General features: G+C 47.1%; 10 protein-coding genes. 3 read left to right on the top strand and 7 right to left on the bottom strand.

What is annotated here, in order from left to right; translation table 11 throughout:
- Positions 1 to 186: 186 nt before the first annotated feature.
- The 3 genes from uvrA to DP923_RS03490 form a co-directional block, all read right to left on the bottom strand.
- Positions 187 to 3,066: an excinuclease ABC subunit UvrA gene (gene uvrA, locus DP923_RS03500; RefSeq protein WP_112304374.1), complete on the bottom strand. Its 2,880-nt coding sequence runs from the start codon at positions 3,064 to 3,066 to the stop codon at positions 187 to 189.
- Positions 3,067 to 3,325: 259 nt separating this feature from the next.
- Positions 3,326 to 4,204: an LOG family protein gene (locus DP923_RS03495; protein WP_239020924.1), complete on the bottom strand. Its 879-nt coding sequence runs from the start codon at positions 4,202 to 4,204 to the stop codon at positions 3,326 to 3,328.
- A gap of 128 nt (positions 4,205 to 4,332) precedes the next feature.
- Entirely contained in the window at positions 4,333 to 5,577 is a 1,245-nt protein-coding gene (locus DP923_RS03490; protein ID WP_112304799.1) for an ABC transporter permease, read from the bottom strand.
- Between the two features lie 198 nt (positions 5,578 to 5,775).
- Between DP923_RS03490 and queA the strand changes: the two genes are divergently transcribed.
- Positions 5,776 to 6,822 carry a tRNA preQ1(34) S-adenosylmethionine ribosyltransferase-isomerase QueA gene (gene queA / locus DP923_RS03485; protein ID WP_112304372.1) on the top strand — a complete coding sequence of 349 codons (1,047 nt, stop codon included), beginning with the start codon at positions 5,776 to 5,778 and terminating at the stop codon, positions 6,820 to 6,822.
- A gap of 319 nt (positions 6,823 to 7,141) precedes the next feature.
- The gene (locus DP923_RS03480) at positions 7,142 to 7,822 is read left to right on the top strand and encodes a 2-C-methyl-D-erythritol 4-phosphate cytidylyltransferase (protein ID WP_112304370.1); all 681 of its coding nucleotides are present in this window, start codon (positions 7,142 to 7,144) and stop codon (positions 7,820 to 7,822) included.
- Between the two features lies 1 nt (position 7,823).
- Here DP923_RS03480 and DP923_RS03475 read toward each other — a convergent pair whose 3' ends face one another.
- The 3 genes from DP923_RS03475 to DP923_RS03465 all read right to left on the bottom strand — a co-directional run bounded on the left by DP923_RS03475 (position 7,824) and on the right by DP923_RS03465 (position 10,443).
- Positions 7,824 to 8,549: an ABC transporter ATP-binding protein gene (locus DP923_RS03475; protein WP_112304368.1), complete on the bottom strand. Its 726-nt coding sequence runs from the start codon at positions 8,547 to 8,549 to the stop codon at positions 7,824 to 7,826.
- A gap of 95 nt (positions 8,550 to 8,644) precedes the next feature.
- The gene (locus DP923_RS03470) at positions 8,645 to 8,866 is read right to left on the bottom strand and encodes a DUF2795 domain-containing protein (protein ID WP_025608825.1); all 222 of its coding nucleotides are present in this window, start codon (positions 8,864 to 8,866) and stop codon (positions 8,645 to 8,647) included.
- Between the two features lie 266 nt (positions 8,867 to 9,132).
- Positions 9,133 to 10,443, bottom strand: coding sequence for a DUF349 domain-containing protein (locus DP923_RS03465; protein WP_112304366.1), 1,311 nt, complete (start codon positions 10,441 to 10,443; stop codon positions 9,133 to 9,135).
- 246 nt (positions 10,444 to 10,689) lie between these two features.
- On the opposite strand from DP923_RS03465, the gene ettA reads away from it, so the two are divergent.
- Entirely contained in the window at positions 10,690 to 12,360 is a 1,671-nt protein-coding gene (gene ettA, locus DP923_RS03460) for an energy-dependent translational throttle protein EttA (RefSeq protein WP_112304364.1), read from the top strand.
- A 352-nt stretch (positions 12,361 to 12,712) separates the two neighbouring features.
- Here ettA and DP923_RS03455 read toward each other — a convergent pair whose 3' ends face one another.
- Positions 12,713 to 14,287 (bottom strand): serine hydrolase, encoded by a 1,575-nt coding sequence (locus DP923_RS03455; RefSeq protein WP_112304362.1) that lies wholly within the window; start codon positions 14,285 to 14,287, stop codon positions 12,713 to 12,715.
- Between the last annotated feature and the right edge of the window lie 148 nt (positions 14,288 to 14,435).

The following is a 14,435-nucleotide window of genomic DNA, read 5'->3' as shown; positions in this document are numbered from 1 at the left end:
TAACCAACAGGAGCTTGCTGGTGAAAACACACAGCAAGGGCCGCAGTAATTTTTTTGTTTAAAAACTCTAAACAGCTTCACAGTTTATACTTTCTGATTACAAATCCAAAGCACACCAAAATCAAAAAAAAGCCGCAGCCATAAAGTATGGTTGCGGCTTTTTTCAAAGTATAAAGAATGCAGTACTTACTCTATGTAGTGGCTGGTACTCAGTTCTTCTTTAAGGAAGCGGGAAGTATAACCTAAGCCTGTTGCAGCCACTTCCTCGGGCGTGCCCTGCGCTACAATTGTACCACCGGCATCGCCACCTTCCGGGCCAATATCAATGATATGGTCTGCAATTTTGATCAAATCGAGGTTGTGTTCGATGATCAGCACGGTATTACCTTTATTGGTGAGCTTGTGCAATACTTCGGTCAGGTGTTCGATGTCCTGGAAATGGAGTCCGGTTGTGGGCTCATCCAGAATGTATAAGGTCTGACCAGTATCTTTTTTCGATAACTCGGTTGCCAGTTTTACACGCTGCGCCTCGCCACCCGACAAGGTAGTGGCCTGTTGCCCGAGCGTTACATAGCCCAGACCAACTTCAAATAACGTCTGGATGCGTCGCAGAATACGTGGCTGGCTCTCGAAAAAGTCTACGGCCTGCTCCACCGTCATGTCCAACACGTCGGTTATACTTTTGCCTTTAAAGCGTACTTCCAGCGTTTCGCGGTTGTAGCGTTTGCCTTTGCATACTTCGCAGGGCACGTAAACATCCGGCAGGAAATTCATTTCGATGGTGCGCATACCGGCTCCCTGGCACGCTTCGCAGCGGCCACCTTTCACGTTAAACGAGAAGCGGCCCGGCGTATACCCCCTGATCTTGGCTTCCGGCAGCTGCGCAAACAATGTACGAATGTCCGTGAAAACGCCGGTATACGTGGCTGGGTTTGAGCGTGGCGTGCGGCCAATCGGCGACTGATCTACTTCAATCACTTTATCAATTTTCTCGAGGCCTTCTATTTTTTTGTAAGGAAGCGGTTCGCGCTTGGCCCGGAAAAAGTAGGTGTTCAGGATAGGATACAGCGTATCGTGTATGAGTGAAGATTTGCCACTGCCTGAAACGCCGGTTACACACACCATCTTGCCCAACGGAATCTCCAGCGTCACATTTTTCAGGTTATTGCCTGTAGCTCCTGATAAGCGGAGTATTTCGCCTGTGCCCGTGCGCTTTACACGTGGAACCTGAATGCCGCGTCGGTTACTCAGGAAATCGGCGGTGGTGGTGCCGGCATTCATCATCTCTTCCGGTGTGCCGGCTGTTACCACATTTCCACCGTGTATACCTGCACCCGGGCCAATATCAACCACATAATCCGATTGTAGGATCATATCCTTGTCGTGCTCTACAACAATAATGGAGTTACCCAGATCGCGGAGTTCTTTTAGCGCATTTATGAGACGTTCGTTGTCGCGCTGGTGCAGGCCTATACTTGGTTCATCCATGATGTAAAGCACACCCACCAGCTGCGTTCCTATCTGCGTGGCCAAACGTATGCGCTGGCTTTCGCCACCCGAAAGCGTACGTACAGGGCGGTGCAAACTCAGGTAATCCAAACCAACATCCAGCAGGAAACCAATGCGCTTGCGAATTTCTTTCAGCAGTTCTTTGGCGATTACGTTCTGGCGTTCGCTTATTCTGTCTTCGAGGTTGTTAAACCAGGTAGCCAGTTTTTTAATATCGAGTACCGAAATTTCGCCTATGTTTTTGCCGTCTATTTTAAAGTGAAGCGATTCCTTTTTGAGGCGGTAGCCGTTGCACTCGGGGCAGGTAGTCGTTTGGGTATAATCTTCTATCCAGGCGCGTATGCCTTCCGAATCAGATTCCATCTGGCCTTTCAGGAAGTTGACAATGCCTTCGAATTCGATAATATAGTTGCCTTTTTTAGTGTTCACTTCCAGGTCTTCTTCCAGACCATAGAGTAACACCTTCATTACCTCGGCAGGCAAATCTTTCAGCGGCGTCGCAACCGATACTTTAAAATGCTTGAACAACGCTTCGATCTGCTTGAAAATCCAGATATCGCGGTACTCGCCCAGCGGCGCAATGCCACCACGGCGTATACTTAGATTCTTGTCCGGGATGATGCTTTCCTCGCTTATTTCCTGTATCTCACCTAAACCATTACAAACCGGGCAGGCACCATACGGTGAGTTAAAAGAAAATGAATTCGGAGCCGGATCATCGTAGGCAATACCGGTAGCGGGGTCCATGAGGTGGCGCGAGAAGAAATGCGTTTTGTCGGCATCTACATCCAGTATCAGGGTAGTGCCTTTGCCGTGCGTCAGTGCATTCTGGATAGAGCTTGATAAACGGTAGCGGTCTTCTTCTTTCACTACAATTTTATCGATCACAATTTCGATGTCGTGAATCTTGTAGCGGTCTACCTGCATTTTAGGCGTTATCTCTACCAGTTCGCCATCTATACGAGCCCGCAGGAAACCCATTTTAAGTATCTGCTGGAAGAGCTCGCGGTAGTGTCCTTTACGGCCTTTTACTACGGGCGCAAGTATAACCAGGCGCTTTTCGTTGAAATTATCCAGTACAAAATTTACGATCTGCTCGTCGCTCTGGCGTACCATTTTTTCGCCGGTCTCATAACTGAACGCTTCGGCGGTACGTGCCCACAGCAAACGCATAAAGTCATAAATTTCGGTGATGGTGCCCACGGTAGAACGCGGGTTACGGCTGGTGGTTTTCTGCTCGATAGAAATGACCGGCGACAGTCCTTCGATCTTATCTACATCGGGCCGTTCGAGGCCACCCATAAACGAGCGGGCGTAAGCCGAGAAAGTTTCCATGTAGCGTCGCTGCCCTTCGGCATAAATGGTATCGAAAGCCAGCGACGATTTGCCCGACCCACTGATGCCAGTAAAGACAACCAGCTTATAGCGTGGCAAAGTGAGTGATACGTTTTTTAAGTTATGTTCTCGGGCACCGTATACTTCGATCTGTTGTACGTCTCCGTTCATAGAAGCGATAGCAGTGCCTGTGTTGTTCTCTTGTGCCTGGTTAAAAGCCATCCGGGGTGCGTTGATTTTAAATAGCAAATGTACAAAAATGCCGGCGCTTTACGATGGTAATGTGCCAACCCTTCTTAACAGCTTTTTCGAGCAATAGGTTTAGGTAAATACAGTTTGTTTGAAGTATAAGTCTGCTTACTGCCAGATGCATAACAAGAAGAAAGCTATATGGGCTTTAGGCTGGATGAAGAAGTATAAACACAAAAAAAGCAGGCCCTCTGCATAGAGAGCCTGCTTTGAAGTATAAAGTATAAATACCTTAAAAGTTTGGAGACAGCAGGTATTTACCATAAAAGTCGTCGATGATCTTAACAGCTTCGGTGGCATCGTCTACGATGTGTACCAGGTCTAAGTCTTCTTTGTGGATGTTGTTTTCCACGTTCAGCATCACGTCTTCGATCCACTTGAACAAGCCTTCCCAGTACGAGCGGCCTACCAGCACAATCGGGAACGCGCCAATTTTGCGTGTCTGGATCAGCGTGATCGCTTCGAACAGCTCATCAAGCGTACCGAAACCACCTGGCATTACGATAAAGCCCTGCGCATACTTCACAAACATTACTTTGCGCACGAAAAAGTAATCGAAGTTGATTAGCTTATCGGCATCGATGTAAATGTTGTTGAACTGCTCGAATGGTAACTGTATGTTCAGGCCTACCGATTTACCGCCTTCGGAGTGCGCTCCTTTGTTACCGGCTTCCATAATGCCCGGGCCACCACCTGTGATAACGCCATAGCCGTGGCGTACCAGTTTAGCGGCAATTTCTTCGGCCATGATGTAGTAATTGTTGTCTGCTTTGGTGCGGGCAGAACCGAAAATAGAAACGCACGGGCCAATTTTACCTAGCTTCTCGAAGCCATCCACAAACTCGGCCATCACCTTAAAGATCTGCCATGAGTCGGCAATCTTGATCTCGTTCCAGTCTTTGTCTACAAAAGCCTGTCTGATCTTAATATCTTCTTCTGAGGCAGGAGGGGCTGTTACCTGGCCGCTTTCGCGCAGATCTGTGATAGATTTGGCTTTGTTGTCGTTGATATCAGGCTGTATAATGGTCTGGCCGCTGCCCGTGTTCTGAGACTCGTCGTTGAGTTTGGTTTTGCTGGTTTTTCTTAATTTCTTCATAATATTCATCTTCATCAGCAGGAGTAAAGCTCCTTTGTGCCTTTCATGTAAAGGCACACATCATCGTAAAAATTTAAATGCTGCCTGCTATACTAAAAGAGCAGGCAAAAGTTATAACTAAAAGGGTAACGTATAAATGCAGTTTATTTGGATCGGATGGCGACAACTGGGTCTAAATTGGAAGCCATTACGGCTGGTATAATACCCGAAAGCATACCTATCACCGCCGATACGCCAAGACCAAGTATAATGTTACCTGCCGATAGTGTTATCTCCATCGCATCCTGCGGAATCAGGGTGAGCAGGAACACCAGCAGGATGCCGAAGCCGCCGCCCAGCACACTCAGGAAAACAGACTCGAACAAGAACTGGAAAAGGATAAAATAGTTTTTAGCGCCCAGCGATTTCTGAATACCGATGATGTTGGTACGCTCTTTTACCGACACGAACATGATGTTGGCAATACCAAAACCACCTACCAAAATAGCAAAACCACCAATTACCCAGCCGGCCAGGCCCACCACGCTAAAGAAACCCGAGATAGCCTGCGTGGCCATTTCCGGGCGGTTAATCGCGAAGCTGTCGTCGTCGCGGGGGCGGGTACCACGTATGTTACGCATGGTGCCGCGCACTTCATATTCCAGTTCCTGCAGGCCAATGTCAGATTCAATGCCTTTTATAGCAATCTGATTTCCAATTCCTTGCGGGCCGGTGTCATACATTTTAGAGAAAGCCCCGAAAGGCACCAGCGCCTGGTTATCCAGCGTAATGCCAAACATGTTCTCTCCCTGTTTTTTTAGCACCCCGATAACCGTAAATTTCTGACCGGCTACTTTAAATTGCTGTCCGATCGGGGATTGCTGCGGAAAAAGGGAGGTCGCTATCTCAGAACCAATAATGGCTACGTTGCGGGCAGCGTCTGTTTCCTGCTGCACAAAGTAACGGCCGGTTTCCACGGGCACTTCTATTACTTTGTTATAATCAAAGGTTACCCCGGAGATAGAAGCATCCGAGATACTGTTGTTTTTATACTTTAAAGTGGCACTGCCTTTTGTTGATGTGATGGTAACACCGGCATCGTTGGTCAGATTACGGGCAAGTTGCCTGTATTCGTATTCGGTTGGCTCCGGCCGCTGGAAATATTTCCACCACGGATAGCTGCCCCCAAAAGACCAGGGCCATTTCTCCACATACAATACTTTGTCTCCAATAAAGCTCATACTATCGCGCACATTACGCTCCAGCGAGTCTACGAGGGTAAAAACAGAGATAATGGCAAAAATTCCGATCGTAACACCTAATAAGGAAAGCGTAGTGCGCAGCACATTAGACTGCAGGGCCTGCCAGGCAAACCGGAAACTTTCTATTACTAAACGCAGGTAGATCATCTTGCTGGAAGGGTAAGCTGAAGTGGTGCACAACTAATTTTGTTAAAAGTAATAATAATTCAGCCAAACTAAGTAAATTTGCGTTTTGATTTTTTGATTTTACTCAGCAATTTGTTAATAGGTGCCTGCAGCTCAGTTTTTAGCCTGAAAGTGTCATTAACACCTTGCTACTGCGTTTAATACCGTAATATTAAATTTATGAAATTATCCGAATTTAGATTCGAACTTCCGGAAAACCTGCTTGCCACACACCCTGCCGAGAACCGCGACGAAGCCCGTATGATGGTGCTGCACCGCGATAGTGGTAAGATTGAACACCGCATCTTTAAAGACATCCTGGAGTATTTCGACGATGGCGATGTAATGGTGGTGAACGATACCAAGGTATTCCCGGCCCGTTTGTATGGCAATAAAGAGAAAACCGGCGCTAAAATTGAAGTTTTCCTGCTGCGCGAACTCAACAAAGATATTCACCTGTGGGATGTGCTCGTTGATCCGGCCCGTAAAATACGTGTTGGCAACAAGTTATACTTTGGCGAAAGCGATTTAGTAGCTGAAGTAATCGACAATACCACATCGCGTGGCCGTACCATTAAGTTTTTATTTGATGGCCCGGACGAAGAATTCTACAAAACCATAAACGACCTGGGCGAAACGCCACTGCCAAAGTACATCAAGCGCGAAGCTGAGCCTGAAGACAGAGAGCGTTACCAAACGGTTTATGCCAAAAATATCGGTGCTGTTGCTGCACCAACTGCCGGCCTGCACTTTACAAAAGAAGTACTGAAGCGCCTCGAAATTAAAGGAGTTGATATTGCGCCGTTAACCTTGCACGTTGGCCTGGGCACGTTCCGTCCGGTAGATGTGGAAGACCTGACCAAGCACAAAATGGATTCTGAGAACTTCTCGGTACCCGGCGAAACAGCCGAAAGAGTAAACAAAGCGCTGGACAGCAAAAAACGTGTTTGCGCCATCGGTACTACTACCATGCGTGCTTTAGAATCATCGGTATCGGCTAACAGCCGCTTAAAATCAAACGAAGGCTGGACAGATCGTTTCATTTTCCCTCCGTATGATTTCAAGATCGCAAACGCACTGGTAACTAACTTCCATATGCCGGAATCTACGTTACTGATGATGACAGCCGCTTTTGGTGGTTATGACCTGGTGATGAAAGCGTACGAAGAAGCTGTAAAAGAGAATTACCGTTTCTTTAGCTACGGCGATGTAATGCTGATTATCTGATAAGTTTATAAAGTATAAAAAAGGCCCCGGTTCGTAAGAACCGGGGCCTTTTTTATACTTTATAAGCAAGTAGCACTGTGTTTTCGGGATAATTTATTTTAGTGCTAAATCAAACTGATGCTGGTGCGAGCTTGCAGCTCGTAGTTTCTTGCTGAGAGGTACACTTTTGCCAGATTATATTGGGGTACGAGCTGCAAGCTCGCACCAGCATCGGGCTTTTTGTTAAAATAACGAAGCATACAAGCATCATTAAAGTATAATATACTGGACTCGTAACTCATAACTCGGAACTCAGCACTCAAAAAACTAACTTTACAGCATGGCGCAACTCCCAGAATATGCAATTATAGTAGCCGGCGGCTCGGGCAGCCGGATGCAGCAAAGTCTGCCCAAGCAGTTTATAGAAGTGGCTGGCAAACCAATTTTGATGCATACCATAGACAAGTTTTATACTTATAACCCTGCGATAAGACTGGTAGTGGTATTGCCAGAAAGCCAATTGGACACCTGGCGGGAGCTTTGTCGAGAACATGCGTTCAAGGTGTTTCATATGGTGGTGGCAGGTGGCGCTACCCGGTTTGGCTCTGTTAAAAACGGACTCGATGTTATTACAGGAGAGGCCCTGGTAGCCGTGCATGATGGCGTGAGGCCTTTTATAGAAACCACTATTATAAAAGCTGCTTACGAAGCCGCCGCCAAGTATGGAAACGGTGTGGTGGCCGTAGCACCCAAAGACTCGATCCGGGAAGTGACGGAGGAGGGAAGTATGGCTGTGCCGCGCACCAAGTATAAACTGGTACAAACACCGCAGTGTTTTCAGGCAGGTATACTGCGCAATGCGTACGAGCAACCCGAACAGGATTTTTTTACCGATGATGCCTCGGTAGTAGAAGCGCTGGGCGAAAAGATTGTTTTAGTGGAAGGCAGTTACCGCAATATCAAAATTACAACCCCCGAAGACCTGATTCTGGCCGAAGCGTTTGCCTCGCAGCAAGTATAAACTAGCGTACCGGTTGCCGCCCCGACTCCAGGAACAGCAGATTCTCCTGCACTGTTTCCGGCGAAATTACTTCCAAAGTAGGTGCTGGTTTAGATAAATTAAGCAGGTAGCCTTTTAATGGAAGCAGGTTTTGCAGATCGTGGGTAATGCAAAGTATGGTTTTGCTTTTTGTAAGTACCCAATCCTGCAGCAGCCTGAACACCTTGCTTTTATAGTATACATCCAGCTGCTGGGTAGGCTCATCCAGCAGGCAAATGCTGGCATCCTGAAGTATAAGTTGCGCCAGCCAAACAAGTTGCTGCTCACCCCCTGAAAGTGTGGTAAAGTCATGGTCGGCGAGGTGGCTTAATTGCAGGTCTTCCAGCACAGCCGCTGCCAGCTGATGATCCGAAGCTGTGTAGTTCTCGAAAAAAGTTTTTTTCCGGAACAGCCCCATCACCACCAGATCCGAAACTTTAATAGGAAAGGTAACCGTATTTTTTTGCGGCAGATAGGAGAGAATACCTTCTGAAGCCGGGTTGGCTATACTTTTAAGGTCGTGGCCTTGTAAAAGTAACTGCCCCTGGTAAGCAACCTGCTGCTGAAAAGCCTTGAAAAAAGTGGTTTTGCCGGCGCCATTGTGCCCGATAACAGCTACAAATGCAGGCGCAGGTATAGAAAAAGAAAGGTTGCGAATCAGGACACGCTGTCCATAACCCGCAACCACATGCTTTGCTTCAACAATCAAGCCTTGGATAATTACGAATTACGAATTATCAATTACGAATTATAAAGAGGTAAGTACAACCATTCTTAATTCGTAATTCTTAACTCGTAATTCCTTTAGTACTCGTCTTCGTTGAACATGAAATCCTCTTTTGTAGGATAATCAGGCCAGATCTCTTCGATGTTCTCGTAAGGCTGTCCGTCATCTTCCAGTGCCTGCAGGTTTTCTACAACCTCCATTGGCGCGCCCGAGCGGATAGAGAAGTCAATTAATTCGTCTTTAGTTGCCGGCCAGGGTGCGTCCTCCAGGTATGATGCTAATTCTAATGTCCAATACATAGTATGTTTCTCCTTAAACTTATGTGCTTTTTGAAATGGTTTGCAAAAGTATGAATAAAACTAAAAACAAAAATTTTTAGTAAAAATTAATTGTTTTTTTGTCTGTTTTTACCAACACAACGCAAATAAATTACAAATGTTTGCGCTGAAGTCAATAATATCAGAAGATTTTTAGGCAGTTATACTTGCATCTGGCGCTAAAACAAAGAGGTGCCTGCCGTTTTGCTGCAAACACCTCTTTTGGGAAGTATAAACGTATAAATCAGTTAGCTGTTTACGCTCAGTTGGTTTTTAAACCCTTCGATCAGTTCCTGTTTGGTGTTGATCTTGCGGTTAAAGTTACGAATCTTGCCTTGCAGCATACTTTTGAAAGCATCGTTGGCCGGGGCACCGCTCAGTTTATCCAGGTTGTCTTCCAGCACTTCCAGCTCCGCTTTATCTGATTTTATAAACTCTTTCAGGGCGTTAATGCGTGCGTGCAGGTTCTCGGTTTCCGATATTTTTTCTGCGGATGCCTGCTGGCGCTTGCGGATGTAATGTTCCAGGCTGCTCATTTCAAACACCTTATCGCAGGCTTTTATAAAGCGCTCCCATACCTGGTCTGATACGGACGGATGCACAGGACCGGCTTTTTTCCATTCGGCCTGTAGTTCTTTGGCGCGTTTCACGGCATCGTTCAGGCCGTGGTTTTGCAGTAAATTTTCGGCTTCGCCGGCAAGTTCCTGTTTGCGGGCGTAGTTTACCTCGTAGAATTTCTCGCGCGAGTCAGTTTTCTCGTTGGTGATTTTCTGCTTCAGGCGCTCAAAAAAGTGGTTGTGGGCTTTCCGGAAGTTGGTCCAGAGCTGGCTGGTTACCTTGCGCGGTAAATTGCCGCCTACTTCTTTCCACTGGTTCTGGAGTTGCTTTAGTTTGGCTGTGGTACCTTCCCAGTCTTCAGAATTCTGCAGCGCAATCGATTTGGATATAAGGTCTTTGTACTTTTCGTAAGTACGGTTCTGCATTTGCTTTTTATCCTCGAAGAACTCACGCTTGCGCTCAAAAAAGCCTTCAATCGCATTCCGGAAACGTTCTTCCAATTCTTCGGCCACCTCTTTTTCTACCGGACCGGTCTTGATCCAGGTGGCGCGCAGTTCTTTTAGCTTATCGGTGGTTTCTTTCCACTCAATGCTGTTTTGCAGGGCTTCGGCTTCCTGCACCAACCCAACTTTTATACTTAGGTTTTTGCCACGGTTCTGCAGAATGGTTCCGTTTATTTCTTCTTCGGCTTTGGTGAGGGTGTGGTAGATCTGCTCAAAATCTCCTAAAGCATCGTAATTGCCTACCTGCTCTTTCATGTGTAGCACCTTCATCATAAAAGAGCCTTTGTTATCGGAGGTTGCAATACGCTCGAGCAGGTTGTTCACCTTACCCTGGAACATATCGTAACGCTTGGCAAAGTATACCAGCGAGTCGTCTTCAGATTCCTTTACATCTCCTACCTGCCGGGCAGGGTAATTCATGAAAGGTTTCAGCCACACCTGCTGGTCCTGGATAAAGCCGTATTGCTTTGCTTTATCCAATAGGTCGTTGTTTTCCATTTAGTTTGGATCGGGTTATGCGTCAGTACAAAGGCAGGGCGGGCTGGTGCAAATTTGGTTTAAGCCTGCTTTACCTATACAGTTTTTACAAGTTTAAGTATTTCAGCGCAATTTTGTAAGGCGCAAATGCATGAATTTTTACGATATTTGTAATTCTTTTAAGGAATTTGAATAATATGCCATGCCCGGAGCCCGGTTTTGGTGTATTTATACTTGTAAGTGAGCCGTTAACTATAAGAAAATAACATGAGCAACGAAACCATTATATTCTCGATGGCCGGGGTAAGCAAGATTTACCCGCCTCAGAAACAAGTACTCAAAAATATTTACCTGTCTTTTTTCTACGGTGCTAAAATTGGCGTACTGGGCCTTAACGGTTCCGGTAAATCCAGTTTGCTGAAAATTATTGCAGGCGTAGATAAGCAGATACAAGGCGAAGTAGTCTGGAGCCCGGGCTACTCGGTTGGTTACCTGGAGCAGGAACCGCAACTCGACCCAACCAAAACCGTGCGCGAAGTTGTGGAAGAAGGCGTGGCCGAAGTAGTGGCTTTGCTGAAAGAGTTCGACGAGATCAACATGAAGTTCGGTGAAGAGATGACCGACGATGAGATGAACAAACTCATCGAGCGCCAGGGCAACGTGCAGGAAAAACTGGACCATCACAACGCCTGGGAACTCGATAACCGCCTCGAGCGTGCCATGGATGCGTTGCGTACGCCTCCGGAAGATGCCATTATCGGCAACCTGTCGGGTGGTGAGAAGCGCCGCGTAGCCCTTTGCCGTTTGCTGTTGCAGGAGCCGGATGTACTGTTACTGGATGAGCCTACCAACCACTTAGATGCTGAATCAGTAGACTGGCTGGAGCAACACTTAAAGCAGTACAAAGGAACCGTAATAGCTGTTACCCACGATAGATACTTCCTGGATAACGTTGCTGGCTGGATTCTGGAACTGGATCGTGGCGAAGGTATTCCGTGGAAAGGCAACTACAGCAGCTGGCTGGAACAGAAATCTAACCGACTGGCCCAGGAAGAGAAAACCGAAAGCAAGCGCCAGAAAACATTACAGCGCGAGTTGGAATGGGTGAAGATGGCTCCGAAAGCACGTCATGCCAAATCCAAAGCGCGTATCAGCCAGTATGATAAACTGGCCGGCGAAGATGCCAAGCAGAAAGAAGATAAACTGGAGCTGTTCATTCCGGATGGCCCACGTTTAGGTGCGCAGGTAATTGAGGCGCATGGCATCAGCAAGGCTTATGGTGATAAACTGCTGTTCGAAAACCTGGATTTTGCTTTGCCGCAAGGTGGTATAGTTGGTATTATCGGGCCGAACGGTGCTGGTAAAACAACGCTGTTTAAGATGATAACCGGCCAGGAGAAACCCGATGCAGGTGAGTTTGCAGTGGGTTCTACGGTACAGATCTCTTACGTAGACCAGGAACACGCTAACCTCGACCCAACTAAATCGGTGTTTGAAGTGATATCCGGCGGAACAGAGCACATGATCATGGCCGGACGCCAGGTAGTTTCCAGAGCCTATGTAAGCAAGTTTAACTTCTCGGGTGGCGATCAGGAGAAAAAAGTAGACAAGCTGTCGGGTGGTGAGCGCAACCGCGTGCACCTGGCCATGACGCTGAAAGAAGGCGGTAACTTGCTTTTACTGGATGAGCCGACCAACGACCTAGACGTGAACGCGATCCGTGCGCTGGAAGATGGCCTCGAAAATTTTGCCGGTTGCGCCGTGATCATTTCGCACGACCGCTGGTTCCTGGACCGTATCTGTACACACATTTTGGCTTTCGAAGGCGAGTCGCAGGTGTATTGGTTTGAGGGTAACTACTCAGATTACGAAGAGAACAAGAAGAAACGTATGGGCAATATAGAGCCGAAGCGTATCCGTTATAAGAAGCTTGTTTAATATAATTACGAATTACGAGTTAAGAATTACAAATTATTTTAATTCTGAAGTATAAAAAAGGCCACTGCAAGTAATTGCAGCGGCCTTTTTCGTTGAGTAAAGTACAAATAAGTATGGATTCCAGTTCAGACCATCCCCAACCCCTCCTTATCCAAGGCAGGGAGTCTGTTGTTGCTTTAGCTCAAGTATAAGTTTCATGGCTAATTCAATCCATTTTTGATTTATACTTTAAGTATAATGTAAAAGTATAGCTTCCTCCCCTGTTATTAGGGGAGGGTTGGGGTGGGGTAAAACTCCCCGCCTTGCCTAAGGAGGGGTTGGGGGTGGTTTGGCCCGGTTAATTTGTACTCGGCTACTTCACTTTCTTAAACTCCAGCTCATCAAAATGGAAATCCGGGTTATCGGCATCCAGGCGCATCTCTGCTATTTTACCATCTTCGCCCACCAGGAAACGCACATTGGTAGGTGTTAGCAGCGCATACTTCGTGCGCCAGTTCAAATTAAAAATATCGTGTTGCGAGTGGGTGAGCGTGCCGCCAAGGAGCGGAGCCGGTACCAACTGAAATACCAGTTTGCCATCCTGTACTTTTACCGTTGCATCGCCATACAATATGCTGTGGTACGTGCCGGCATAAGCAGCAAGTGGCATGGTTGGTTTGCTGTTGCGCTTTTTCTTTTCGGAGGATGTTTTGGCTTTTGCAGCGGCTTCTGCTTGTTTTGCTTTGGCGATGTTATCGAGCGCTAGCTGGCTCCAGTCGCGTGGTTTTTTTACGGCAAAAAACTGGTCTAACGTATACGTTGTAACCGGCGTCATGATGCTACTCATGCTGTTGGTAAGGATGATAACACCCAGCTTTTCTTCAGGGGCGAGTACGGTGCGGCTGTTCATGCCTTCGTGGCCGCCGCCGTGGTATACCAGTTTCCGGCCTTCGTAATCGCTTACAAACCAACCTAAACCTGCTGCCACAAAGTGCGTGGATGGAATTTGCTCTTCGGCTTGTTTAGATACCGGAAAAGGATTGTGAGCAGTCCACATGTTGCGGCTGGCGGCCTCACTGAAAATCTTTTTGCCGTTGTAGGTACCGTGGTTTAGTTGCAGACGCATCCAGTTGGCGGCCTGGTTTACGCTGGTGAAAATACCGGCTGCCGGGTTCCAGTTATCCCAGGGGTTTAGCGTCGTGGCAAAAGGCTTTCCGTCTGCGCCATTTCCGTGTGGCGACGCTACGTTGGCAACGCCCTTCAGATCGTTTACCGACGTATAAGAGCGCGTCATGCCAAGCGGCTTAAAGAACCTTTCCTGAATAAATTTTTCCCACGTAGTGCCGGATACTTTCTCGATCACTTCGCCTGCCGTGATAAACATGAGGTTCGAATAACCATAGCCGTTCCTGAAACCATAAGCAGGTTTCAGGTGCTGCATTCTGCTGATGATCTCTGGGCGGCTGTGAGTGGTGTTATACCAAAGCAAGTCGCCGCTGAATGTGCCGAAACCAGCGCGGTGGCTCAGCAAATCTTCAATGGTGATGTTCTCGGTTACGTATGGGTTATAAAGCTGCAGCGTCGGGATGTATTTTTTAACCGGGTCGTTCCATTTGATCTTTCCTTCATCAACCAATATGCCAAGCGCAGCAGCGGTATAGGCTTTTGAGTTGGAAGCAATCCCGAAAAGTGTGTTGGCATCTACTTGTCCGCCTGTTTTGTTGTTAAGTACGCCGTAGCCTTTAGCAAAAATAATGGAGTCGTTTTTTACAATCGCGATGGCCATGCCGGGTACATTCCAGTCTTTCAGGGCTTTCTGGTAATAGGCATCAAGTTTAGCAAGGGTAGCGGCTGTGTTGGTTTGCTGCGCTGAAACCGGCTTGGCAAGTATGAAAAGTATAAAGCACAACCACGAAAAGGAGGCGCGTAAAGTATAGCGTTTGCTCATTGGATAAGGCATTTGTGTCGCGCAATATACTTAATTTTAACACCTTCCGAAAACTTGTGTCGGTACAGCAAAGTATGACGGGTTAGTGCGAAATTAGCCTGAATTGGCCTTGGTTGCTCTAGGTTGAGATTAGTTAGAGTGTTTTTCC

Source organism: Pontibacter arcticus (genome assembly GCF_003284895.1).
GTDB classification, from domain to species: Bacteria; Bacteroidota; Bacteroidia; order Cytophagales; family Hymenobacteraceae; genus Pontibacter; species Pontibacter arcticus.
This window is presented reverse-complemented; position numbering and strand designations above follow the sequence as displayed.